Below are 23,017 nucleotides of genomic sequence, written 5' to 3'. Positions count from 1 at the left end.
GCCGGGGCGCCGCTGTGGACGGCAGACGGGGGTCCGGCGGGCCCGGTGGCGTGTGCAGTCCGGGCACCGGCCTAGCGTGACGGACCCGTGCAGGACAATGGGCGGATGCACATCGTGGTGGGACCAGCGCAGGAGGGCCGGAGCGGGCACCGGGTCCAGGTCCTGACGGGAGCCGGCGCCCCGGACGGGCCCGGGATCGACGTGCCCGCCGGGGAGCTGGCCGCGTTCGTCGCCGACCGCGAGGAGACCGCCCGGCGGGACGGGTCCACCCCGCCGCGCTGGACCTGGGAGCGCACGGGCGCGGTCTACCCACAGCTGCTGGCCGCCGGCGCCCGGGTGGAGCGCTGCCACGACCTGCGGCTGTGCCAGGCGATCCTGGCCACGGCCGCCACCGCCCACGGGTCCGGCGCCGAGGACCCGCTGCCCTACGAGCCGGTGCTGGCGCCGCTGCCCGCCGACGAGGCGCCCGGGCTGCTCCCGCCGCCGTCCCCGTCCGAGGACCAGTCGAGCCTGTTCGACCTGCCCCGCGCCGCGGGCCCCGACGTGACGGCGCTGGCCGGCGAGCTGCGCGCCCAGCTCGCCGCGGTGGCGGGCGCCGTGGACCCCCGCCGGCTGACCCTGCTGCTCGCCGCGGAGTCCCAGGGCGCGCTGATCGCCGCGGAGATGCAGCACGCCGGGGTGCCCTGGCGCGAGGACGTCCACCGGGCCCTGCTGGAGGACGCGCTGGGCCCCGAGCCGGCGCCCGGGGAGCGACCCCCGCGGATGGAGGAGACCGTGGCCCGGCTGCGGGAGACCCTGCACGCCCCCGGCCTGAACCCGGACTCCCCGCAGGAGCTGCTCAAGGCGATGCGGGCGGCGGGGATCGATGTGACGAGCACCCGGCAGTGGGAGCTCGTCGAGTGGGCGCGGGCCGTGCCCGGCCTGGCCGCGCAGCGCCAGGCGCTGATCGAGCCCGTCCTGGAGCACAAGAAGCAGGCGCGGCTGCTCAGCGCCAACGGGTGGCACTGGCTGGCCACGTGGGTGCGGGACGGCCGCTTCCGCCCCGAGTACGTGGTGGGCGGGGTGGTCACCGGCCGCTGGTCGGCCCGCGGCGGGGGCGCCCTGCAGATCCCGCACGTGGTGCGGGACGCCGTGCGGGCGGACCCGGGGCGCGTGCTCGTGGTGGCCGACGCGGCGCAGCTCGAGCCGCGGGTCCTGGCGGCGCTGGCCCACGACGACGCCCTGGCCGCCGCGTCCCGCGGCCGGGACCTGTACCAGGCCATCGCGGACCTCGGCGAGGAGCGGGGTTCGGAGCTGACCGAGCGCCCGCAGGCGAAGGTGGCCATGCTGGGCGCGATGTACGGGGCCACCACCGGCCAGTCGGGCCGGCTCATGCCGCACCTCGCCCGGATGTTCCCCCGCGCCGTGGACTACGTGGAGCGGGCCGCCCGGGTGGGCGAGACGGGCGGGCAGGTGTGCACGCACCTGGGCCGCTGGTCTCCCCTGCCGGGCCCGGCGTGGGACGCGGCGCAGCGGGACACCGCCACCGCGGAGGCCGAGCGGCGCGCCGGGGCGATGGCCCGCGGCCAGGGCCGCTTCACCCGCAACTTCGTGGTCCAGGGCACGGCGGCCGAGTGGGCCGTGTGCTGGATGGGCGCCATCCGCTCGGCGCTGCGGCAGGAGGGCGTCGACGCGGAGCTCGTGTTCTTCCTGCACGACGAGGTCGTGCTGCACTGCGCGCGGGAGGACGCCGAGCGCGCCGCCGAGCTGGTCCGCGGCTGCGCCGAGCGGGCGGCCCGGCTGGTGTTCGGGCGGATCCCGGTGGAGTTCCCCGTCAGCGTGGCCGTCGTGGAGTCCTACGCGGACGCCAAGTGAGCCGCCCCGGCACAGGACTCAGCACAGGACCGAGCACAGGACCGAGCACAGGACTCAGCACAGGTCCCGGTAGGGGGCGCCCGTCACGTGCCGGCGCCATTCGTCCTCGGTGATGGGGTCGCCGCGGGTCGAGCAGACCTCGGCCACCGCGTCCTCCGCTTCGACGAACCAGCTGCGCACCACGCCGTCGTCGCCGGTGGCGACCAGCCGGTCCCCGACGAAGCGCACGTCGTTCATCCGGTCCCCGGAGGCGGACAGGGCGGCGTGGACCTCCAGGTCCGCGGCGCCGACCTTCCACATCCACACGAACTTGTCGCCGGAGGCGCCGGCCAACAGGGTGCCGTCCGGGGAGAACTGCAGTCCCTTGACCGAGGACAGGGCGTCCGAGGTCTCGCCCAGAGGGTGGGGAGCGGACGGGTCGGCCACGTCCCAGAGGCGCACCCGGCCGCCCTCCGTCCCCACCGCCAGGATGTCCGCCACCGGGGAGAACACGGCCGAGGTGGCGACCGAGTCGAGGGTGAGCTCTGCGGTCCGCCGGGGCGCGGCGGGGTCGGAGACGTCCCAGAGCTCCACGTGCTTGGCGTCATCCTCCGCGGCAAAGAGCGTGCCGGAGGCGTTGAACCGCGCCGCCTCCGTCCCGCCCACCGGGATCGTGGCCACGCGCCGGACCTCCTCGGTGCCGCGTTCCAGCAGGGCGATCTCGCTGCCGACCTCCGACCACGCCGCGATCGTGGAGCCGTCGGCCGTGACGTCGGCGCCCGTGATGCCGACGTCGAGGGCCTCGGCCTGCGCCGGCTGCTGCGGGCGCCCGTCGTCGAGGGGCCAGACGAGGAGCTCCCCGTCCTCGGTGCCGCCGGCCACGAACGAGGCGTCGGGCGCCACGGCCCCGGCGTACCAGAGGGCCTCCCCGGGCGGGGCCTCCGGGGAGGGCAGACGGCGGGGGGCGTCCTGGGTGAGGTCGAAGAGGGAGATGACACCGTCGCCGATGCCCACGGCGCTGAGGACCGTGCTGTCACGGTCGGTGGAGAGCTGGTACACCGGATCGCCGCGCCGGTGGATCACCGGGCCCTCGAGGTCCCACGCACGGGTGGTGCCGTCCTGGGAGGCGGTGAGCAGCCGATCGCCCACCCGCAGCGCCCCGGTCACCCGCGCGGCGGTGGGGAGCACTTCGACGCGGGCCAGGTCGGGGAGCCGGTGCACGTAGGCGTTCTGGTCGAAGCTGGCGGCCACGAGCTGCTCACCGTCCGGGGAGAAGCTGACGTCGCTGATCCAGCTGCCGAAGTCCGTGACGGTGCCGGCCTCGGTCAGCCGCTCGCCCTCGACGTCGTAGAGCCGCAGCTCGCGCGCGCTGAGCCCCACGGCGAGGCGGGCGCCGTCGTTGTCGAGGGCGAGGGACCGGACGATCCGGCTGGTGGGGACCGTGTCGAGCCGTTCCGCGCGCCGGCCGTCCGTGGCGTACCGCGTGATGCCCGTCGTGCCCCCGCCGACGTAGACGGTGCCATCGGCGGCCGTGGCGAGGGTCAGGACGTCGACGTCCTCCCCCAGCGGCAGCCGCGGCAGCGCCTCCGGGGAGCGCAGGTCCTCGAGCGACCAGCGCAGCACCTCTCCCTTCCCACCGGCCAGCAGCTGACGCCCGTCGGGCGAGAACTCCACCGCGTTGACCGGCGTCCCGGCGCCCACTCCGGGAACGGCCAGGCGCTGCGCGGGACGGTCCGTGACGTCCCACAGGCTGACGTGCCCCTCACCGCCGGTCGCCGCGAGGACGCGGCCCTCCCGCTCGACGAGGTCGACGTCGGCCAGGCCGGGTCCGCCGTCGACGACCGCGAGGTCCTCCCGGTCCTCGACCAGGCTCTCGAAGTCCCGCCACACCGACAACCGGCCGTCCCCGGCGGCGCGCGCGACCACGGAGCCGTCGTCCAGCGCCGCGAGCCGGGACGCGCCGTCCGGGCCGAGCCACCGCTCCGGGGCGTTCACCGCGGTGGCGTCGATCAGGGCGGAGGTGCCCTCCCGGGTCGGGGCCATCCGGTAGGCCGCGAGGCTCAGCTGCGAGGCCAGGTTGGGCGACTCGCCCCGGATCCGGGAGGCCTCGAGCGCGGTCTGGCGGGAGAGCGCCTCGTCGCGGGCGGTCTCCGCGACGGTCTGGAAGCGCTCGGCCCGGACGCCCAGGGCGCCGGCCACCACGGCCGCGCAGACCGCCAGGGCGAGCAGGACGAGGGCCACGTGGCCGCGCCGCTCGATCTCCCGGGCGCTGCGCTTCTGCCGCTCCAGGGCGTCCTCGTAGTGGCGTTCGCTCTCCTCCAGGTACTCGCGCTCGGCCGGGCTCAGCAGCGCCTGCTGGCGCGGGTCCCCGGTCCAGTCCCGGAAGGAGGCGAGCTGGCCCAGCGGGATCAGCGCGAGGGGGTCGCGGTCGTTGGCGAGCCACATGTGGGTGGCGCGCTGCAGCTGCTGACGGACGTAGAGGTCGCGTCGGCTGTCCTCGATCCAGCGGCTGAGCCGGGACCAGTGGTCCAGCAGGGACTCGTGGCTGAGCTGGATCTCGTCCCGGTCGATGGTCAGCAGCCGGGCGCGGGCGAAGTCCTCGACCACGGCCGCCCCGCCCTCCGGCAGCTCCTCCCGCAGCACCGGGGTGCGCACGACGGTCGCGGAGGTCCCGGTGCCGACCACGCGCACCAGCCGCAGGAACACCGCGCGGGCCACCTCCCGCTCGCGCGGTCCCAGCCGGGCGTGCACCTCCTCGGCGCGGCGCTCCACGGCCTCCGTGATGCCCCCCGCCGCGTGGTAGTCGGCCACCGTGAGCTCCCGGGCGCGGGCGTGCTCCCAGGTCCCGAGCATCGCCTGGGAGAGCAGCGGCAGCAGGCCCACGCCGACCTCCGTGCCGCGGGGGGCGACGTCCCGCAGGACCACCTCGACCAGGTCCGGGGAGACGCGGGCGCCGACCGCCGCGGCGGGCCCCTCGACGATCTGCTGCAGCTGCTCCCGGGTCAGCGCGCCGAGCAGCAGCGGACGCTCCAGGGCGGCGCGCAGCTCGGCGTGCCGGCTGGCGGTGCCGAAGAAGTCCGCCCGCAGGCCGACCACCACCACCCGGTCCCGGCTCGCCGCGGCGAGCCGGTCCAGGAACCGCCCGGGGTCCTCGGCGTCCCGGGCGCCCGTCCAGAGCTCCTCCAGCTGGTCGACGACGAGCAGGTCCGGAGCCGCGCCGACGGCCTCCTCGAGCCGGCGCACCGGGTCGAGGCCCGGGGTGGTGGCCACGGCGCTCCACCCGTGCAGGGGACCGCCCTCGGCCCGCAGCCGCCCGAGCAGCCCCGCGCCCAGCAGCGAGGACTTGCCGGCCCCGGAGGCGCCGACGACGGCCAGGATGCGGGGCCCGCCGGCGCCCGCGAGCCGGGCCACCCGCTCGCCGAGCACGGCGACCTCCGCGGCCCGGCCGAAGAAGTGCGCCTCGTCCTCGGGGCGGTAGGAGCGCAGGCCCACGTACGGGGTGGAGTCCGGCCGGACGGGCGTGCGGGAGCGGTTGACGTCCTCCCACCACAGCTCCGCCGGGCGCTCGCCGGTCAGCCCGAGGGCGTCCAGCAGCGCCGTGAACTCCCCGCGCAGGGCGGGCCCGGGCAGGTGCGCCCCGCTGAGCCAGCCCTGGATGGTGCTGGCGGGAAGACCGCACGAGGCGGCGAGCGCACGCACCGACAGGCCGCGGCGGCGGCGCGCCGCGCTGAGCTGCTCGGCGAGCCGGGGCCGTTCGGCGCCGGGTCGGGACGAGGCCACCGGGAGCCTCCTGGGGGGTCGTGGGCACGGGGGACCCTGGCATCGTAAGTCGGCTTGCCTCCGCGCCGGCAATGTTGCGCCCGGGAGGCGTCATGCCCTCGTGGAGCTGGACATGCCCCCGGTGCGTGCTAGAGCGGAGCGGGCCGGACCCGGCCGGCGTCCCAGGGCACGGCCCAGCCGAGCGCCGTGAGGACCCGGTCCAGGAGCACGCCGGTGAACCCCCAGACGGTCACGGTGGACGCGGTGCCGGCCACGGGGACCGTGAAGGCGGGCGAGCGGTAGGTCTGCCGTCCGCGCGTGACGGTCGCGGAGTGCCGGTTGGCCGGGTCGACGAGGTCCAGCACGGGGACGCGGAACACCAGGGAGGACTCGGCGTGGTCCACGACGTCCACCGGGGAGACGTCCCGCCACCAGCCCAGCACCGGGGTGACGAGGTGGTTGGAGACGGGCAGCGGCACCGGGGCGAGGGCGCCGAGCACCTCCACGCCGCGCGGGTCCAGCCCGGTCTCCTCCTCGGCCTCGCGGACGGCGGCGCGCACGTGGGCGGCGCTGACCTCTCCCCCGGGCACGGACAGCACCTCGTGCAGGTCCCCGTCCTCGGGGTCCAGCCGGCCGCCTGGGAAGGCGACCTGACCGGGGTGGGAGCGCAGCGTGGCGGCCCGCTGGACGAGCAGGACGTCGAGGTCCCGGCCCACCCCCTCCGTGTCCTCGGTGGCGCGCGAGGGCAGGTCGTCGAGCGCTCCGAAGAGGATGAGCACGGCGGAGCGGCGGTAGTTCTCGTCGATCTGCCCGATCCGCCACGGCTCCCGGTCCTCCATCCGCAGCTGCCGGCCGCGGCGGGCCACCCGCAGCAGGTCCTGGTAGGCGTCGCCCATGGTGCGTCCTCCTCGCCGGTCGGTGCCGCTCACGAGCTCAGGGGCCATCCGTCGGCCTGCAGCTGGGCCCGGGTCCGCCCGGCCAGGAACAGCTCCAGCAGCTCCTCCCGGCCGGGGGCGAACTCGTACTTGAGCAGCGCCGCCGCCTGGGCGGTGTCCTTGGGTCCCTCGCCGTAGGACGGGCACAGGTCCGCGACGGGGCACACGCCGCACGCGGGACGCCGGGAGTGGCAGATGCGCCGCCCGTGGTAGACGAGCCGCTGGGACAGGTCGGTCCAGTCGCGGGGCTCGAACAGCGCGGCGACGTCCCGCTCGACCTTGACCGGGTCCTCCTCCTCCGTCCAGCCGAAGCGGCGGGCGAGCCGGCCGAAGTGGGTGTCCACGGTGAGCCCGGGGATCCCGAAGGCGTTGCCGAGCACCACGTTGGCGGTCTTGCGGCCTACCCCGGGCAGGGTGACGAGGTCCTCCAACCGCCCGGGCACCTCGCCGTCGTGGTCGTCCACGATCTTCTGCGCCAGCGTCCGGATCGCCCGGGTCTTGGCCCGGTAGAAGCCGAGCGGGCGGATGATCTCCTGGACCTCCGCCTCGTCCGCCTCGGCCAGCGCCCGCGGCGTGGGGCAGGCGGCGAACAGGCGCGGCGTCGTCGCGTTCACGCGCACGTCCGTCGTCTGGGCGGAGAGCACCGTGGCCACGAGCAGCTCGTACGGGGAGCGGAAGTCCAGCTCGGCGACCGCGTACGGGTACGCCTCGGCGAGCACCGCGTTGATCCGGCGGGCCCGCCGCTTGCGCGCCAGCGGGGACTCCGGGGCGCCCGTCCGGCGGCGGCGCGCGGCGCCGGCGCGCGCCTTCGCGGGGTCCACGACGCGCAGGTGGGCGGGCGGGCGGGGCACAGCGGGTGGGACCATGCCCCGATTCTAGGCGGCGCGCACGGAGCGCTTCCGTGACTCGGCGCGGCGTGGCCTCTGTGGAACCGGGTGCACCGATCGTCTAGGGTGAAATCGACACTATGTGAGCTGTGACACGGACGTCCGGTGCCATCGGGGGTCCGTGCGCGGTGTGCCACGAGAAGGGAAGACCACATGGCTTCAGAGACCACGCCTGTCGAGACCAAGACCTTTGCCCCGAGCCCCGAGTTCGCGGCACAGGCCAATGCCACCGCGGAGCTCTACCAGCAGGCGGAGGAGGAGGGTGTCGACTTCTGGGGCCGCCAGGCGCGGGAGCTGCTGACCTGGAACAAGGAGTTCACCGAGGTCCTCGACTGGACGAACCCCCCGTTCGCGAAGTGGTTCCAGGACGGCACCCTCAACGCGTGCTACAACGCCGTGGACCGCCACGTGGAGGCCGGCAACGGGGACCGGGTGGCCATCCACTTCGAGGGCGAGCCCGGCGACAGCCGCAGCTACACCTACGCCCAGCTCCAGGACGAGGTGTCCAAGGCCGCCAACGCCATGGAGAGCCTCGGCGTGGCCAAGGGCGACCGTGTGGCCCTGTACCTGCCGATGATCGCCGAGGCGGTCATCGCGATGCTGGCCTGCGCCCGCATCGGCGCTATCCACTCCGTGGTCTTCGGCGGGTTCTCCGCGGACGCGCTGCTCTCGCGCGTCGAGGACGGCGAGGCGAAGCTCGTGGTCACCGCGGACGGGACCTTCCGCCGCGGCAAGCCCTCCATGCTCAAGCCGGCCGTGGACGACGCCCTGTCCCGCGGCGGCTCCACCGTGGAGCACGTGCTCGTGGTCCGCCGCAACGAGGCCGACATCGAGATGACCGAGGGCCGGGACGTGTGGTGGCACGAGGCCGTGGAGGCCGCCTCCGCGGAGCACACCCCGTCCGAGCAGGCCGCCGAGGACCCGCTGTTCATCCTCTACACCTCCGGGACCACCGGCAAGCCCAAGGGCATCATGCACACCACGGGCGGCTACCTCACCCAGGGCGCGTTCACGCACAAGTACGTGTTCGACCTCAAGCCGGAGACGGACGTCTACTGGTGCACCGCCGACGTCGGGTGGGTCACCGGCCACTCCTACGTCGCCTACGCGCCGCTGGTCAACGGCTCCACCCAGGTGATCTACGAGGGCACGCCGGACTCCCCGCACCGCGGCCGGTTCTGGGAGATCGTGCAGAAGTACAGGGTGTCGATCATGTACACCTCCCCCACCGCGATCCGCACCATGATGAAGTGGGGCGAGGAGATCCCGGCGGAGTACGACCTCTCGTCCCTGCGGGTGCTCGGCACCGTGGGGGAGGCCATCAACCCCGAGGCGTGGACCTGGTTCCACCGGGTCATCGGCGGTGGCCGCTGCCCGATCGTCGACACGTGGTGGCAGACCGAGACCGGCGCCATCATGATCTCCCAGCTGCCGGGCGTGACGGTCGCCAAGCCGGGCTCCGCCCAGGTGCCGATGCCCGGCATCAAGGTCGACGTCGTGGACGACAGCGGGCAGCCCGTGCCGAACGAGACCTCCGGCTTCCTCGTGCTGCGCGAGCCGTGGCCCGCGATGCTGCGCACCATCTGGGGCGACGACGACCGCTACGTGGACACGTACTGGTCCCGCTTCGGCGAGATGTACTTCGCCGGCGACGGGGCCAAGCGCGACGCCGACGGTGACGTGTGGATCCTCGGCCGTGTCGACGACGTCATGAACGTCTCCGGCCACCGCCTCTCCACCCCGGAGATCGAGTCCGCCCTGGTCTCCCACCCGTCCGTGGCCGAGGCCGCGGTGGTGGGCGCCACGGACGAGACCACCGGCCAGGCCGTGATCGCGTTCGTCATCCTCTCCGACCAGGCCGAGGCCGAGGGCCGGGACAAGACCGAGCTGGCCGAGGAGATGCGCGGGCACGTGGGCAAGGAGATCTCCCCGATCGCCAAGCCCAAGAAGGTGCTCATCGTTCCCGAGCTGCCCAAGACCCGGTCCGGGAAGATCATGCGCCGGCTGCTCAAGGACGTGGCGGAGGACCGCGAGGTCGGCGACGTCTCGACCCTCGCGGACCAGACCGTGATGCAGCAGATCGTGGACTCGCTCGCCAAGTAGTCCGCGCCCTGTAGCTCCGCAGCGCCCCCTCGCCCCTGCCGCGCGAGGGGGCGCTGCGGCGTCCGGGGATCCCGGGCCGGCGCGGTCCGTGGATGAGAGGATGCGGGCATGACCACCACGCGCAGACCGATCTACGTCCTCAACGGCCCCAACCTCAACCTGCTCGGCACCCGGCGCCCGGAGGTGTACGGCACCACGACGCTCGCGGACATCGAGGAGGCCGTGCGCGCCCGGGCCGCCGCGGGCGGGTGGGACGTCGAGTTCCACCAGTCCAACCACGAGGGCGTCCTGGTGGACAGGATCCAGGAGGCCCGCACCGAGGGCGCGGCGATCATCATCAACCCCGCGGCGTTCACCCACTACTCGATCGCGATCCACGACGCGCTCGAGGCCGCGGAGCTGCCCGTGGTCGAGGTGCACCTGTCCAACGTGCACCGGCGCGAGTCGTTCCGGCACACCTCCTACGTGTCCCTGCAGGCCGACGCCGTCATCGCCGGGGCGGGCGCCTTCAGCTACGAGATGGCCGTCGAGCACCTGCTGCGGACCCTGGAGGGCTAGCTCCTCAGGCCGCGCAGGAGCCGGAGTCCACGGCTCGGGTGCTGCCGCCGGTGGCGTCGAGCGCCCCGCGCAGCTCGTCCAGGGTCAGGGCGTAGCCGACCTGCCCCTCGAGGGCCTTGGCGAAGACGACGCCGACGACGGAGCCGTCCTGCGCCACGAGCGGCCCCCCGGAGTTGCCCTGCTGGACCTGTCCGGCCAGCTGGATGATCTCCATGGTCCCGCCCGTCCCCTGCACGGGCGCGAGGGCCGTGCCCTGCACGGTGGCGGGCCCGGCGGCGAACGGCCCGCCCAGCGGGTAGCCCATGAAGGCGACGAGGTCCCCGGCCGCGGGGTCCTCCCCGAGCGCCAGGGCGCCCAGCGGCAGGGACGGCGCGGAGAGGACGGCGAGGTCGGTGGCCGGGTCGTAGTGCACCACGTCGGCGGAGTGCACCTGGCCGTCCCGGGTCTGCACCACCGGCTCGCCCACCCCGGCGACCACGTGGGCGTTGGTCACCACCTGCCCGGCCGCGGTCACGAAGCCCGAGCCCGTCTGGTTCTGGCGGCACTCCACCGCCATGCCGTAGACCTGCACCACGGACTGCCCGGCCTCCTGGAGGGCGGGCGTGCTCACGCTCTCGTCGGGGGCCTCCTCGGCGGGGAACAGCAGGGCGTCCAGCTGACGGATCCCGGTGGCGCCGCCCACGGCGTCCCGCGCCTCGGTCACGGCCTCGCGCACGGGCCCGGGGGTGTGCTCGTCGATCGTGCGCAGCACCGTGGAGGACGCCACCTGCTGGGAGAGGGTGGGGATGCCCAGCTGGCCGACGAGCGAGCCGAGCAGCGAGAGCACGAGCGCGGCGACGGCGACGTCGAGGGCCGCCCCCGCGATCCGGTTGAGCGCGCCCAGGCGCATCCGCTCGGTCACCGCCGACAGGGCGCGCCCCACCAGCCCGCCCAGCATCTGACCCACCACGAGCAGGACGATCACGGTGACGAGCACGGCGCCCACCCGGTACTGCGGGTCCACCTGCGCGCTGACCCACGGGGCGGCCGAGAACGCCGCCACGCCGCCGAGCACGAGCCCGGCCAGGGAGAACAGGGAGTTGAAGAAGCCGCGGCTGAACCCGTAGAAGAGGTAGCCCAGCAGCACCACGGCCAGCAGGACGTCGAGCAGGTTGAAGGACGGAGACATCGGGTTCCTCTGCGAGTTCTGTGGGGCCGGCAGCCGGGGAGCGAGCCCCAGCATAGGGAGCGCGGCTGTGAGATTCGTGGGGCGTTCCTGTCGCCGCACCCCGGCCCGCCACGCCCGTCCTTGGGAATCGCGCGCCGGAGACACTACAGTGAACGTCAGGTACGTTAGGTCGCTCACACACAGGTGCGAGCGACTCCCGCTGACATCGGCCGCCGCGGGCCACAGCCCGGCGGCGGCACATCTTGAGGAGAACCATGGATATCGACGTCCTCCGCCGCGCTCCCCTGTTCGCGTCCCTGGACGACCAGGCGTTCGCCGCCCTCACCGAGGAGCTCACCGAGGTCGACCTCTCGCGCGGCTCCACGCTGTTCCACGAGGGCGATCCGGGTGACCAGCTCTACTTCATCATCTCGGGCAAGATCAAGCTCGGCCGCACCGCCCCGGACGGCCGCGAGAGCCTCGTGGCGATCATGGGCCCGGGCGAGCTGTTCGGCGAGATGGCCCTGTTCGACCCGAGCCCGCGGTCCACGTCCGCGACCGCCGTGTCCGAGACGCGCATGGCCGGGCTCAAGCACGAGAACCTCAAGAAGGTCATCGAGCGCTCCCCCGACGTCTCCGCGCAGCTGCTGCAGGCCCTGGCCCGCCGGCTGCGGCGCACCAACGAGAGCCTCGCCGATCTGGTCTTCTCCGACGTGCCCGGCCGCGTGGCCAAGGCGCTCCTGGACCTGGCCGACCGGTTCGGCCGGCCCGCCACGGACGGCATCCTCGTGGCGCACGAGCTGACCCAGGAGGAGCTGGCGCAGCTCGTCGGCGCCTCCCGCGAGACCGTGAACAAGGCGCTGGCCGAGTTCGTCCAGCGCGGCTGGATCCGGCTCGAGGCGCGCGCCGTGGTGATCCTGGACCTGCAGCGGCTCAAGCAGCGCAGCCGCTGACCCCTGCCCCACCGCAACGGTCCGGTCGCCCTCGCGGGTGACCGGGCCGTTGCCGTGCCCCGTCCGGGCGCGGCGGTCCCGCATCTGCCCCGGGGCCCAGCACCTGCTCCGAAGCTCCGCGGCCGGGGCGGCTCAGGACAGGTCGAGGCGCAGCACGGGCCGGCCCTCGCGCACCTCGAGCACCGGGTTGCGGGCCACCACGGCCCGCTTCTTGGCGAGGAAGGCGATCGCCGACGAGCACTCGGCGACGGACTCGAGCACGCACTGGACGCCCGGCGAGGAGAGGTCGTCGATCGTGCGGCCCACGGTGTCCTGCTGCCCCACGTGGTCCCCGAGCCAGCTGCCCTGCGGGTCGGCCACGGCCTGCGCGGCGTCCACCCACCGGCCCCAGACGCCCTTGGACTCCAGCACCGACGGGGCCTGCCCGTCGGGGACGACCGCGGTGAAGTAGTGGATGTCGTACCGGCGGTGGGCGAAGTCGGAGGTGACCCAGTGGGCGAGGGGCTTGAGCAGGTCGGAGCGCAGCACGAGGCGGCGCCGTCCCAGGACCTGGGCGAGGGACACGTCCCCCAGCGCGAGCGCCTCCCGGGAGCGCATCCACTCGGCGCCCTCCACCGATTCGACGGTGCTCATCGCGTCCGCGCCGGCGAGCAGGACGCCGGCCTCCTCGAACGCCTTGCGGACCGCGGCGACCACGGCGCGCCGCGCCCGGCCGAGGTCGCCCTCGGCGCCGATCCTGCGCGCCCAGTCCGAGGGGCTGGGGCCCGTCCAGTCGAGGGGGTCGTCGTCGTGGGGCTCGAGGGTGCCGCCGGGGAACCCGACGGTGCCCAGCGGGGAGTTGCCGGGCCGGTAGGTGAGATAGGTCTCCACGCCGTGGTCGCCGTCCCGCACGAACACCACCGCGGCGGCGGGTGACGGGGCGCTGCCCGGAATGCCCGCGCCGCGCTCGAGCCACGCCTGCGCGGCCTCGCGCTGGCCCTCAGGGATCTCGAACCAGCGCACGGCCGGCGGGCGGCCCGTCCGCGGGGACGGGACCGGCGGCTCAGCGGAACTCGGCAACGAGCTCCACCTCGACCGGCGCGTCGAGCGGCAGGACCGCGACGCCCACCGCCGAGCGGGCGTGCACGCCCGCGTCGCCGAAGATGCGGCCCAGCAGCTCGGAGGCGCCGTTGATCACGCCGGGCTGGCCGGTGAAGCCCGGGTCGGAGGCGACGAAGCCGACGACCTTGACGACCCGGACCACCCGGTCCAGGTCCCCGACGGCCTCCTTGACCGCGGCCACGGCGTTGAGGGCGGCGCGGGCCGCGAGCTCGTGGGCCTCCTCGGGGGAGACGGTGCCCGCGGCCCCGGAGGCGGACACCTTCCCGGTGGCGGGCAGCTGCCCCTCCACGAAGGGCAGCTGGCCCGAGGTGTGCACCCACGAGCCGGTGACCACGGCGGGCACGTAGGCGGCCACGGGGGCCGCGACGGCCGGGAGCTCGAGGCCGAGCTCGGCGATGCGGGATTCGACGGCGGAGCCGTTGCGCATGGAAGTCCTCCGGGGTTCTCGGGGGCGGCGGCGTCCGGCCGTCAGCCCTTGGGGCGCTTGAAGTAGGCGATGGGGTTGGTCTGGACGGGCGCGTTCACGTTGCCCGCCGGGACGTCGGCGGGGGTGGAGCCGGGCAGCACGGTGACGAGCTCCCACCCGTCGTCGCCCCAGTTGTCGAGGATCTGCTTGGTCGCGTGGATCATGAGCGGCACGGTGGCGTATTCCCAGGTAGTCATGGCCCCAGCGTAGCCACGAACGCCGGGACGCGCTCCGCCGTGACGGGTGGCACACCGGTCGCGACCAGGTTCGCACTTGTAGACTGTCCCAATGGCTTCCCGCAAGAACCCCGCCGCGCAGGCACCGTCGGCCCTGGGCAACATCGTGGCGTTCATCGCCACGAGCATCGTTGCCGGCATCGTGGCCGCCGGTCTCCTGGTCCCCCCCGCAGCCGCCACGGGCCTCGCCGCGAATGCCTCCATCGGGTGGTTCAAGGACCTCCCGGCCCAGATGGAGGCGGGGCCGATGTCGCGCGCCTCCACCGTGGTGTCCCGGGACGGGACGGAGATCGCCACGTTCTACGCGCAGAACCGCACCCCCGTGGGCCTGGACGAGATCTCCCCGCACATGGAGGCCGCGATCCTCGCGATCGAGGACCGCGACTTCTACGAGCACGGCGGTGTGGACCTCGGCGGCATCCTGCGCGCCCTGGGCAACAACATCATCCGTCCGGATGCCCGCCAGGGAGCCTCGACCATCACGCAGCAGTACGTGAACAACCTGCTCATCGACTCCCAGGTCCGGGCCGGCGAGGAGGCCACCACCATCGGCGCCGACAAGGGCTACACGGACAAGATCAAGGAGATCAAGCTCGCCCTGTCCATGGAGCAGGAGCTGAGCAAGGACCAGATCCTCGAGGGCTACCTCAACATGGTGCTCTTCGGCGGGCAGAACTACGGCGTGGAGGCGGCCGCCCAGTACTACTGGGGCATCCCCGCGTCCGAGCTGAGCGTCTCCCAGTCCGCCGTGCTGGCCGGGATGGTGCAGTCCCCCAACTACTACGACCCCGCCGCCAACCCGGAGGCCGCCACGGAACGGCGCAACATCGTGCTGGACACGATGCTGACCACCGGCGCGATCACCCAGGAGGAGCACGCGGCCGCGGCCGCCGAGCCCATCGAGGTGGACCTCAACCCCACGAACTCCGGGTGCACGGCCGCCGAGATCGCCCCGTACTTCTGCGACTACGTGGAGAACTCCATCCTCCAGGACTCGGCCTTCGGCGAGACCCCCGAGGAGCGGCTCAAGACCCTCCAGCTCGGCGGGCTCACCATCACCACCACGCTCGACATCGAGGCCCAGCGCGCGGCCGAGGAGTCGGTCAACGAGACCCAGCCGCGGGACGACAACCCGGACAACGTCTCCACCGCGCTCGTGTCCCTCGAGCCCTCCAACGGGGACATCGTGGCGATGGCGCAGAACACCTACTACTCCACCGCGGAGGGCGACTCCAACACCACGTACAACTTCAACGTGGACTCCTGGATGGGCGGGGCCGGCGGCTTCCAGGTCGGCTCGACCTACAAGCCGCTGACCTACGCCGCGTGGCTCGACGCCGGCAACGGCGCCGAGGACGAGATCGACGCCTCTCAGACGAAGTGGCCCGCCGACCACCGGTGGGAGGCGTCCTGCCTCGAGCGCGGGTACAAGATCGAGCCCGGCCGGAACAACGACGGGTTCGAGATCCAGAACGCCGAGCCCGGCTACACCCGGGAGATGGAGGCCGACTTCGGCCTGTACAACTCGATCAACACCGCGATCTACGCGATGGCGGAGGACCTCGACCTGTGCGACATCGGGGAGATCTCCGAGTCGCTGGGCATCGTCAACGGCAAGAACGGCGAGCCCGTGGACACCACGGTCCTCTCGTCCCTGCTGGGCGGCTCCGTGGACATCTCCCCCATGACCATGGCCCGGGCCTACTCCGCGTTCGCCAACCGCGGCGAGATGTGCGAGCCGCGCGCCCTCGAGCGGGTCGTGGACTACACGGGCAAGGAGTACGACATCCCCGAGACGTCCTGCGAGCGCGTCATCAGCGAGGACGTGGCCGACGGCGTGAACTTCGCGCTCAACCAGACCCTGATCCGCGGCTCGGGCTGGCAGCGGGAGATCGGCCTGCCGGGCGCCTCCGCGGCCAAGACGGGCACCACGGACAACTCGACCCAGACCTGGATGGTCGGCTACACCCAGGGCCTGGCCACCGCCTCGTGGGTGGGCAACTACGAGTTCGGCTCCCGCTCCCTGAACGGGCTGTCCATCGGCGGCGAGCGCACCACCGGCGACGACTGGGTGGACGGCTCCACCTACGCCGGCGGCCAGTGGCAGCGGTTCATGCGCGAGGTGGCGCGGGACTACGACACGGACGAGTTCGAGGAGCCCGACGACGACGTGCTCGAGGGCCGCAACGGCACCTCGCGGCCCGGCTGAGCCCGGCGCCCGGAATGGATCTCGTGCACACCCCCGGGGGCACCGTCGCGCCCGCCGTGCGGACCGCCGCCGCCGTGACGGCGGCCGGTGCGGTGGCGGCGGCGGGCCTCGGCGCGTGGGGCGTCGTCGTCGAGCGCCGCCGCTTCCAGCTGCGCACGGAACGGCTCCGGCTGCTGCCCGAGGGCAGCGCGCCGCTGCGGATCCTGCACCTGTCGGACCTGCACGTCTGGCCGGGCCAGCGCGCGGTGCGGGAGTTCGTGCACTCGCTCGCGGCGCTGGAGCCGGACCTCGTGGTGGACACCGGGGACAACCTCTCCCACCCCGAGGCCCTGCCGTGGCTGCTGGAGATCCTGGAGCCGCTGCTGCGCTTCCCCGGGGCCTACGTCCCGGGGTCCAACTGCTACTTCGCGCCGCGGCCCAAGAACCCGTTCCGCTACCTGTGGCGGGACACCTCCGGGGAGGGGCGGGACGAGGCGCCCCGGCTGCCCACCCAGGACATGCACGACGCGTTCGACGCCGCCGGCTGGACGCCGCTGATCAACCGCTCCGCCCGGATGGAGGTCGCGGGCCTGACCCTGGACCTCTCCGGGGTGGACGACCCGCACCTGGGCTACGACCGGCACCCCGGCTTCGGCGATCCCGCCACGGCGGACCTGCGCCTCGGGGTGGCCCACGCCCCCTACCTGCGGACCCTGGACCGCTTCGCCGAGGACGGCGCGCAGCTCGTGCTGGCGGGGCACACCCACGGCGGGCAGGTCTGCCTCCCGGGCGGGCGCGCGCTGGTCAGCAACTGCGACCTCGAGCCGGAGCGCTGCAAGGGGCTCATCACCCAGGGTGGGGTGCCGGTCAACGTCTCGGCGGGCCTGGGGACATCCCGCTTCGCGCCGATCCGGCTGTTCTGCCCGCCGGAGGCCGTGCTGCTGACGCTCACGGACTGAGCGGGCGCCCGGCCGCCGCTCGCGCACCGGTGCCGCCGCGGGGCACCAGGGCGTCGAGCACGGCGGGCAGGCGGGTGACGCCGTCCGAGCCGCAGAAGTGCCCGGCCCCGGGCACCACCCGCACCGGGGCGTCGAGGCGCTCGGCGAGGGCCTCGGTGGCGGCCGGCGGCACGGTCGGGTCGTCGTCGGAGCGCAGCACCAGCCGGCGCCGGGCGTTCGCGCGCACCGCGGAGACGTCGACGTCCTCGGCGAGGAACTCGTCCAGGAGCGGCACGCTCCCGAGCGGCCCCGTGAAGCCCGCCACGAGCACCAGCCCGCCCAGCGTCCAGGGCCGGGGCAGGCCGGCGAGGTGGCGCAGGACCGTGATGCAGCCCAGGCTGTGACCGACCAGGTGGGTGTGCCGGTCCGGTTCGCCCACCGCCCGGGCCAGGGCGGTCTGCCACGCGCCGGCCTCCGGGAAGGACGGCTCCGGGAGCTCCACGACGACCGTCCGCACGCCGTCGGCGGTGAGCCGGTCGCGCAGCCACGGGAACCAGTGCTGGTCCGGGGCGGCGTCGTAGCCGTGCACCACCACGACCCGCCGGACGTCCGGCGCCGGGTCGCTCACCCGGAGATCTCGGGGACCGCCACGATGATCCGGTGGTTGGTCTTCTCGCACAGGTACATCTCGACGGTGCCCTCGGGCACGGGTCCTCCCTCGGGCCACTGGTCCTCGGGGATCTGGCGCAGGGGTCCGCCGCAGGACGGGCAGATGGGGTCCATGGTGGTCTCCTCCAGGGGTCGGCTCGCGGGCCCTCGGGCCCGTGGCCCGAGCCTCCCCCAAAACGGCGCCGCCCACAATCCCCCCGCACGGGTCCGGGCCGGCCCGCGCACGACCCTGTGGTCATACCATAAGCTGTGGCATGGACCACACCGGCTGCCCCGACTCCCACTCAGGAGACCCCATGACCGCCCCCGGCACGCACCGCTCCCCCGACCCCGCCCCGGTTCCCGCGGCTCTGCTGGAGGACCTCCGGACCTGGTGCGGCCGCGACGCGGTGGTGACCTCGGAGCTCGAGCACCGCGCGCTGGCGCACGACGCCTCGCACTACCTGCTGCAGCCCGTCGCCGTGGTGCGCCCGCGCTCGGCCGCGGACATGGGCAACCTCTTCCGCGCGGTCGCCCGCCACGGCCTGGGGCTGACCTTCCGCTCCGGCGGGACGTCCCTGTCCGGGCAGTCCGTGACGGACCAGGTGCTGGTCGACGTCCGGCGGAACTTCCGGGGGATCGAGGTGCTGGACGGCGGCCGGCGGGTGCGTGTCCAGCCGGGGGCCACGGTGCGGCAGGTCAACGCCCGGCTGGCCCCGTACCGGCACAAGCTGGGGCCGGACCCGGCGAGCGAGGCCGCGTGCACGATCGGCGGGGTGGTGGCCAACAACTCGTCGGGCATGGCGTGCGGGACCGAGGCCAACACGTACCGGACGCTCGAGTCCATGGTGTTCGTCCTGCCCTCCGGGACCCGGGTGGACACCGCGGACCCGGACGCCGACCGGCGGCTGCGGGAGCTCGAGCCCGGTCTGCACGAGGGCCTGCTGCGGCTGCGGGACCGGGTGCGCGGGGACCCGGCGTCGGTGCGCACGATCCAGCGGCAGTTCTCGATGAAGAACACCATGGGCTACGGCCTCAACTCCTTCCTGGACCACGACGAGCCGGCGCGGATCCTCGAGCACCTGCTGATCGGCAGCGAGGGCACCCTGGGCTTCGTGGCCGAGGCGGTCTTCCGGACGGTGGAGATCCTGCCCTTCGCCTCCACCGGGCTGCTGGTCTTCCCGGACCTGGCCGCGGCCACCCGGACCGTCCCCGCCCTGGTGGCGGCCCGCTCGGCCACGGTCGAGCTGCTCGACGCCACGTCCCTGAGGGTCTCCCAGCGCACGGGCCTGGCCCCGGCGCAGATCCTGGACGTCGACGTCCACGACCACGCCGCGCTGCTCGTGGAGTACCAGGGCCGCACGCCCGAGGAGGAGCAGGAGCTCTCCGCGGGCGCCGCCGAGCTGTTCCGCACCCTGGACCTCGCGGCGCCGCCCGCGCTGACGGACGACCCCGCGGCCCGCGCCGCGCTGTGGACCGTGCGCAAGGGCCTCTACACCACCGTGGCGGGGGCCCGGCCGAGCGGGTCCAACGCGCTGCTCGAGGACGTCGTCGTCCCCGTCGCGGAGCTCGGCGAGACCTGCGAGCAGCTCACGGCGCTCTTCGACGCCCACGGCTACCGGGACTCCGTGATCTTCGGGCACGCCAAGGACGGCAACGTGCACTTCATGCTCAACGAGCAGTTCGACCGCCCGGACCTGCTGGCCCGCTACGAGCGCTTCACCGAGGACATGGTCGCCCTGGTGCTCGACCACCACGGCTCGCTCAAGGCCGAGCACGGCACCGGGCGCAACATGGCGCCGTTCGTGCGCCGGCAGTACGGGGACGAGCTCTACGACGTCATGGTGGCGCTCAAGCGGCTCGTGGACCCGGGCGCGCTGCTGAACCCGGGCGTGCTGCTCAACGAGGACCCCACGGTCTACGTGCGGGACCTCAAGACCGCGCCCACGGTCGAGCAGGAGGTGGACCGCTGCGTGGAGTGCGGCTACTGCGAGCCGGTCTGCCCCTCGAAGGACCTCACCCTCACCCCGCGGCAGCGCATCGTGGGCCGGCGGGAGATCGCGGCCGCCGAGGAGCGCGGGGACGCGGCGCTCGCCGCCCGGCTGCGCGCCGAGTACGACTACGAGGGCCTGCAGACGTGCGCCGTGGACGGGATGTGCGTGACGGCCTGCCCCGTGCTCATCAACACCGGGGACCTCGTGCGCCGACTGCGCGCCGAGGACCACAGCCGGGTCGCGGACGCCGGCTGGGGCGCCGCCGCAAGGGCGTGGGGGGCGACGACGACGGGCGCGGGGCTCGGCCTGACCGCCGCGAAGGCCCTGCCCACCGCGCTGCCGGCCACCGCGACCGCCGCGGCCCGGGCCGTGCTGGGCGCCGAGCACGTGCCGCAGTACAAGGAGGAACTGCCCGCGGGCGGCCCGCCCCGGCCGCACCGGCAGGACGCGGCCGCGGAGGCCGTGTTCTTCCCGGCGTGCATCAACTCGATGTTCGGCACGGCCGCCCGGTCCGGGGACGGCGAGGCCCTGACCGCCTCCGAGGCGTTCCTGGCGCTGTGCGACCGCGCGGGGGTGCACGTCACCGTCCCCGAGGGCATCGGGAACCTGTGCTGCGGGACGCCGTGGAAGTCCAAGGGCCTGCCCACCGGGTACGCCACGATGTCGGAGCGCACGCTGGCCGGCCTGTGGGAAGCGACCCGCCAGGGGGAGCTGCCGGTCGTGTGCGACGCCGCGTCCTGCACCGAGGGCCTGGAGACCATGGCCGAGCTGGCGGCGGCGTCCAGCGCGTACCACGCGCTGCGGTTCGTGGACGCGGTGGAGTTCGTGGCCGACCGGGTCCTGGAGCGGCTCGTGGTGAGCCGGCCGATCGGGTCGATCGCGCTGCACCCCACGTGCTCGAGCGTGCACCTGGGCATCACGGGCGCCTTCGAGACGCTCGCCCGGGCGATCAGCGGCGACGTGGTCGTGCCCCAGTCCTGGGGCTGCTGCGCCTACGCCGGGGACCGCGGCATGCTGCACCCCGAGTTCACGGCCTCGGCCACCGCGGCCGAGGCCCGTGAGGTCACCGGGCGCCGCTTCGACGCCTACGCGTCGCTCAACCGCACGTGCGAGCAGGGCATGACGGAGGCCACCGGGCACCCGTACCGGCACGTGCTCGAGCACCTGGAGGAGGCGACCCGCTGACCCGCCGGTCCCCTTTGGATGCGCACAACTGAATTGCACGCACTTGAGTTGCGCGCATTTGAGTCGTGTGCAACGATAACGGCATGGATGCAGACCTCCGGCTCGACGCGCAGCTGTGCTTCGCGCTCTACGCCGCCTCCCGGGCCACGACCGCGGCCTACCGCGAGCCGCTGGCGGAGCTCGGCCTGACCTATCCGCAGTACCTGGCGCTGCTCGCGCTGTGGGAGGAGGACGGCCGGACCGTCTCGGCGCTGGGCTCCCGCCTGCGCCTGGACAGCGGCACCCTCTCCCCGCTGCTGAAGCGGATGGAGACCGGCGGCCTCCTCGAGCGCCGCAGGGGTCACGACGACGAGCGGCGGGTCACCGTCCACCTCACCCCGGCCGGCCACCGGCTGCGCGAGCGCGCCCCGGCCGTGCAGCGGCGGGTCCTGGAGGCCTCGGGACTGACCGCCGCCGAGATGGAGACGCTGCGGCGACTGGCCCGGAAGGTCGGCGCCCCCGCCGGCGAGGATCCCGCGAGCACCAGCAGCACGAACAGCACCGACACCACGAACAGCACTGGCACCTCGAACAGCACCGACACCACCACCCAGGAGTGACCACCATGGAGACCGTCTACACCGCCGAGGCCCTCGCCACCGGCTCCGGCCGCAACGGCCGCACCCGCACCACCGACGGCCGGATCGACCTGGGCCTGGCCGTCCCGCAGGAGATGGGCGGCTCCGGTGACGGCGCCAACCCGGAGCAGCTCTTCGCCGCCGGCTACGCCGCCTGCTTCCACTCCGCCCTGCAGATGGTGGCCCGGCAGGAGAAGGTGACGCTGGGCGACTCCAGCGTCGGCGCCCGCGTGGGCATCGGCGGCAACGGCCAGGGCGGCTTCGGTCTCGAGGTCACCCTGGAGGTCGTGCTCCCGGAGCTCGACCAGGACACCGCGCAGTCCCTGGCCGACAAGGCCCACCAGGTGTGCCCGTACTCGAACGCCACCCGCGGCAACGTCGACGTCCTCGTGACCGTCGCCGAGGACTGATCCCTCCCGCTCCCCTGCTCCCCCGCACCCTTCGACCCCCAGGAGAACCGATGACCCCTCCCACCAGCACCCGCCAGGTCGTGCTCGCCTCCCGCCCGGACGGCACCCCCACGCCCGAGAACTTCCGGCTCGAGGAGGCCGCACTGCCCGAGCCCGGCCCCGGGCAGGTCGTGGTCGCCAACCACTGGATGTCCGTGGACCCGTACATGCGCGGCCGGATGAACGATGTGAAGTCCTACGTCCCGCCGTTCCAGGTGGACCGGCCGCTCGACGGCGGCGCCGTGGGCGAGGTCGTCGCCTCGTCCGCCCCCGAGCTGCCCGTGGGCGCCACCGTGCTGCACGGGGCGGGGTGGCGCGAGCACGCCCTGATCGACGCCGGCTCCGCCACCGTGGTGGACCCCGCGCTGGCCCCGGAGTCGGCCTACCTGGGGGTGCTCGGCATGCCGGGGCTCACCGCGTACGCCGGGCTCATGGCGGCCGCGCGGTTCCGCCCCGGGGACACGGTGTTCGTCTCGGGCGCCGCCGGGGCCGTGGGCTCGCTGGTGGGCCAGATCGCGAGGCTCAGCGGCGCCGCGCGCGTGGTGGGCAGCGCCGGCTCGCCGGAGAAGGTCGCCCGGCTGCTGGAGCTCGGCTTCGACGCCGCCTTCGACTACCACGACGGCCCGGTCCTCCCCCAGCTGCGGCGCGCGGCGCCCGAGGGCATCGACGTGTACTTCGACAACGTGGGCGGTGAGCACCTGGAGGCCGCGATCTCCGCGCTGAACCCGCACGGCCGCGTGTGCCTGTGCGGCGCGATCTCGCAGTACAACGCGACCGAGCCGCCGGCCGCGCCGCGGAACCTGGCGCTGGCGATCGGCAAGCAGCTGAGCCTGCAGGGCTTCCTGGTGAGCGGTCACCAGGACCTGGGCCCGGAGTTCCGCGAGAAGATGGCCGGCTGGCTGGCGGCCGGCGAGATCCAGTGGGACGAGACCGTGCGCGAAGGGCTCGACGACGCCCCGCAGGCGTTCATCGACCTGCTCGCCGGGGCCAACACCGGCAAGATGGTCGTCCGGCTGTGAA

General features: G+C 74.1%; 19 protein-coding genes. 10 read left to right on the top strand and 9 right to left on the bottom strand.

The window, feature by feature from the left end:
- Positions 1-105 precede the first annotated feature (105 nt).
- Positions 106-1,854: a bifunctional 3'-5' exonuclease/DNA polymerase gene (locus Q0817_RS06920; protein ID WP_298585425.1), complete on the top strand. Its 1,749-nt coding sequence runs from the start codon at positions 106-108 to the stop codon at positions 1,852-1,854.
- 54 nt (positions 1,855-1,908) lie between these two features.
- Here Q0817_RS06920 and Q0817_RS06915 read toward each other — a convergent pair whose 3' ends face one another.
- The 3 genes from Q0817_RS06915 to nth all read right to left on the bottom strand — a co-directional run bounded on the left by Q0817_RS06915 (position 1,909) and on the right by nth (position 7,393).
- A complete protein-coding gene (locus tag Q0817_RS06915) occupies positions 1,909-5,613 on the bottom strand; it encodes a helix-turn-helix domain-containing protein (RefSeq protein WP_298585424.1) in 3,705 nt (1,234 codons plus the stop codon).
- A gap of 128 nt (positions 5,614-5,741) precedes the next feature.
- Positions 5,742-6,431 (bottom strand): CoA pyrophosphatase, encoded by a 690-nt coding sequence (locus Q0817_RS06910; RefSeq protein ID WP_298585478.1) that lies wholly within the window; start codon positions 6,429-6,431, stop codon positions 5,742-5,744.
- 86 nt (positions 6,432-6,517) lie between these two features.
- Entirely contained in the window at positions 6,518-7,393 is an 876-nt protein-coding gene (gene nth, locus Q0817_RS06905; RefSeq protein WP_298585423.1) for an endonuclease III, read from the bottom strand.
- A gap of 174 nt (positions 7,394-7,567) precedes the next feature.
- Between nth and acs the strand changes: the two genes are divergently transcribed.
- Together acs and aroQ are read left to right on the top strand one after the other, a co-directional pair.
- A complete protein-coding gene (gene acs, locus Q0817_RS06900; RefSeq protein WP_298585422.1) occupies positions 7,568-9,517 on the top strand; it encodes an acetate--CoA ligase in 1,950 nt (649 codons plus the stop codon).
- A gap of 108 nt (positions 9,518-9,625) precedes the next feature.
- Positions 9,626-10,075, top strand: a complete 450-nt coding sequence (gene aroQ, locus Q0817_RS06895) for a type II 3-dehydroquinate dehydratase (RefSeq protein ID WP_298585421.1) — start codon at positions 9,626-9,628, stop codon at positions 10,073-10,075.
- 4 nt (positions 10,076-10,079) lie between these two features.
- Here the strand turns inward: aroQ and Q0817_RS06890 are convergent, their stop codons facing one another.
- Positions 10,080-11,243 carry a MarP family serine protease gene (locus Q0817_RS06890; protein ID WP_298585420.1) on the bottom strand — a complete coding sequence of 388 codons (1,164 nt, stop codon included), beginning with the start codon at positions 11,241-11,243 and terminating at the stop codon, positions 10,080-10,082.
- 254 nt (positions 11,244-11,497) lie between these two features.
- On the opposite strand from Q0817_RS06890, the gene Q0817_RS06885 reads away from it, so the two are divergent.
- Positions 11,498-12,175, top strand: a complete 678-nt coding sequence (locus tag Q0817_RS06885) for a Crp/Fnr family transcriptional regulator (protein WP_298585419.1) — start codon at positions 11,498-11,500, stop codon at positions 12,173-12,175.
- Between the two features lie 132 nt (positions 12,176-12,307).
- Here the strand turns inward: Q0817_RS06885 and Q0817_RS06880 are convergent, their stop codons facing one another.
- The 3 genes from Q0817_RS06880 to Q0817_RS06870 are packed head-to-tail and all read right to left on the bottom strand — an operon-like array spanning position 12,308 to position 13,939.
- On the bottom strand, positions 12,308-13,234 hold the full coding sequence (locus tag Q0817_RS06880) for an NUDIX hydrolase (RefSeq protein ID WP_298585418.1): 927 nt from the start codon (positions 13,232-13,234) through the stop codon (positions 12,308-12,310).
- A complete protein-coding gene (locus Q0817_RS06875) occupies positions 13,218-13,703 on the bottom strand; it encodes a RidA family protein (protein WP_298585417.1) in 486 nt (161 codons plus the stop codon). Before Q0817_RS06875 ends, Q0817_RS06880 begins: the two co-directional genes overlap by 17 nt.
- 41 nt (positions 13,704-13,744) lie before the next feature.
- A complete protein-coding gene (locus Q0817_RS06870; RefSeq protein ID WP_031282517.1) occupies positions 13,745-13,939 on the bottom strand; it encodes a hypothetical protein in 195 nt (64 codons plus the stop codon).
- 91 nt (positions 13,940-14,030) lie between these two features.
- Between Q0817_RS06870 and Q0817_RS06865 the strand changes: the two genes are divergently transcribed.
- Together Q0817_RS06865 and Q0817_RS06860 are read left to right on the top strand one after the other, a co-directional pair.
- The gene (locus tag Q0817_RS06865; protein WP_298585416.1) at positions 14,031-16,187 is read left to right on the top strand and encodes a transglycosylase domain-containing protein; all 2,157 of its coding nucleotides are present in this window, start codon (positions 14,031-14,033) and stop codon (positions 16,185-16,187) included.
- A gap of 23 nt (positions 16,188-16,210) precedes the next feature.
- Positions 16,211-17,125, top strand: coding sequence for a metallophosphoesterase (locus Q0817_RS06860; protein ID WP_298585477.1), 915 nt, complete (start codon positions 16,211-16,213; stop codon positions 17,123-17,125).
- On the opposite strand, the gene Q0817_RS06855 is transcribed toward Q0817_RS06860, so the two are convergent.
- Positions 17,115-17,732 (bottom strand): alpha/beta hydrolase, encoded by a 618-nt coding sequence (locus Q0817_RS06855; RefSeq protein WP_298585415.1) that lies wholly within the window; start codon positions 17,730-17,732, stop codon positions 17,115-17,117. The two genes, Q0817_RS06860 and Q0817_RS06855, sit on opposite strands and share 11 nt — an antisense overlap.
- Entirely contained in the window at positions 17,729-17,887 is a 159-nt protein-coding gene (locus tag Q0817_RS06850) for a hypothetical protein (RefSeq protein ID WP_298585414.1), read from the bottom strand. The genes Q0817_RS06855 and Q0817_RS06850 overlap by 4 nt, the downstream gene beginning before the upstream one ends.
- 182 nt (positions 17,888-18,069) lie before the next feature.
- Between Q0817_RS06850 and Q0817_RS06845 the strand changes: the two genes are divergently transcribed.
- The 4 genes from Q0817_RS06845 (at position 18,070) to Q0817_RS06830 (ending at position 23,016) form a co-directional block, all read left to right on the top strand.
- A complete protein-coding gene (locus Q0817_RS06845; RefSeq protein ID WP_298585413.1) occupies positions 18,070-20,931 on the top strand; it encodes an FAD-binding and (Fe-S)-binding domain-containing protein in 2,862 nt (953 codons plus the stop codon).
- An 83-nt stretch (positions 20,932-21,014) separates the two neighbouring features.
- Positions 21,015-21,530: a MarR family winged helix-turn-helix transcriptional regulator gene (locus Q0817_RS06840; protein ID WP_298585412.1), complete on the top strand. Its 516-nt coding sequence runs from the start codon at positions 21,015-21,017 to the stop codon at positions 21,528-21,530.
- Positions 21,531-21,535: 5 nt separating this feature from the next.
- Entirely contained in the window at positions 21,536-21,958 is a 423-nt protein-coding gene (locus tag Q0817_RS06835) for an organic hydroperoxide resistance protein (protein WP_298585411.1), read from the top strand.
- Positions 21,959-22,008: 50 nt separating this feature from the next.
- Positions 22,009-23,016: an NADP-dependent oxidoreductase gene (locus tag Q0817_RS06830; protein WP_298585410.1), complete on the top strand. Its 1,008-nt coding sequence runs from the start codon at positions 22,009-22,011 to the stop codon at positions 23,014-23,016.
- Position 23,017: the final 1 nt, after the last annotated feature.

The organism is uncultured Kocuria sp., assembly GCF_947500125.1.
Taxonomy (GTDB): Bacteria; Actinomycetota; Actinomycetes; order Actinomycetales; family Micrococcaceae; genus Kocuria.
The sequence above is the reverse complement of the archived record's forward strand: the minus strand, read 5'-3'. Positions and strand labels throughout refer to the sequence as shown.

Bases quoted from the DNA above. Each gene is read 5' to 3' on its own strand.
- Q0817_RS06870 (WP_031282517.1), bottom strand. From the start codon at position 13,939: ATGACTACCTGGGAATACGCCACCGTGCCGCTCATGATCCACGCGACC.
- Q0817_RS06920 (WP_298585425.1), top strand. From the start codon at position 106: ATGCACATCGTGGTGGGACCAGCGCAGGAGGGCCGGAGCGGGCACCGG.
- acs (WP_298585422.1), top strand. From the start codon at position 7,568: ATGGCTTCAGAGACCACGCCTGTCGAGACCAAGACCTTTGCCCCGAGC.
- Q0817_RS06875 (WP_298585417.1), bottom strand. From the start codon at position 13,703: ATGCGCAACGGCTCCGCCGTCGAATCCCGCATCGCCGAGCTCGGCCTC.
- Q0817_RS06845 (WP_298585413.1), top strand. From the start codon at position 18,070: ATGACCGCCCCCGGCACGCACCGCTCCCCCGACCCCGCCCCGGTTCCC.
- Q0817_RS06865 (WP_298585416.1), top strand. From the start codon at position 14,031: ATGGCTTCCCGCAAGAACCCCGCCGCGCAGGCACCGTCGGCCCTGGGC.
- aroQ (WP_298585421.1), top strand. From the start codon at position 9,626: ATGACCACCACGCGCAGACCGATCTACGTCCTCAACGGCCCCAACCTC.
- Q0817_RS06890 (WP_298585420.1), bottom strand. From the start codon at position 11,243: ATGTCTCCGTCCTTCAACCTGCTCGACGTCCTGCTGGCCGTGGTGCTG.
- Q0817_RS06830 (WP_298585410.1), top strand. From the start codon at position 22,009: ATGACCCCTCCCACCAGCACCCGCCAGGTCGTGCTCGCCTCCCGCCCG.
- Q0817_RS06840 (WP_298585412.1), top strand. From the start codon at position 21,015: ATGGATGCAGACCTCCGGCTCGACGCGCAGCTGTGCTTCGCGCTCTAC.
- Q0817_RS06885 (WP_298585419.1), top strand. From the start codon at position 11,498: ATGGATATCGACGTCCTCCGCCGCGCTCCCCTGTTCGCGTCCCTGGAC.
- Q0817_RS06910 (WP_298585478.1), bottom strand. From the start codon at position 6,431: ATGGAGGACCGGGAGCCGTGGCGGATCGGGCAGATCGACGAGAACTAC.
- nth (WP_298585423.1), bottom strand. From the start codon at position 7,393: ATGGTCCCACCCGCTGTGCCCCGCCCGCCCGCCCACCTGCGCGTCGTG.
- Q0817_RS06850 (WP_298585414.1), bottom strand. From the start codon at position 17,887: ATGGACCCCATCTGCCCGTCCTGCGGCGGACCCCTGCGCCAGATCCCC.
- Q0817_RS06835 (WP_298585411.1), top strand. From the start codon at position 21,536: ATGGAGACCGTCTACACCGCCGAGGCCCTCGCCACCGGCTCCGGCCGC.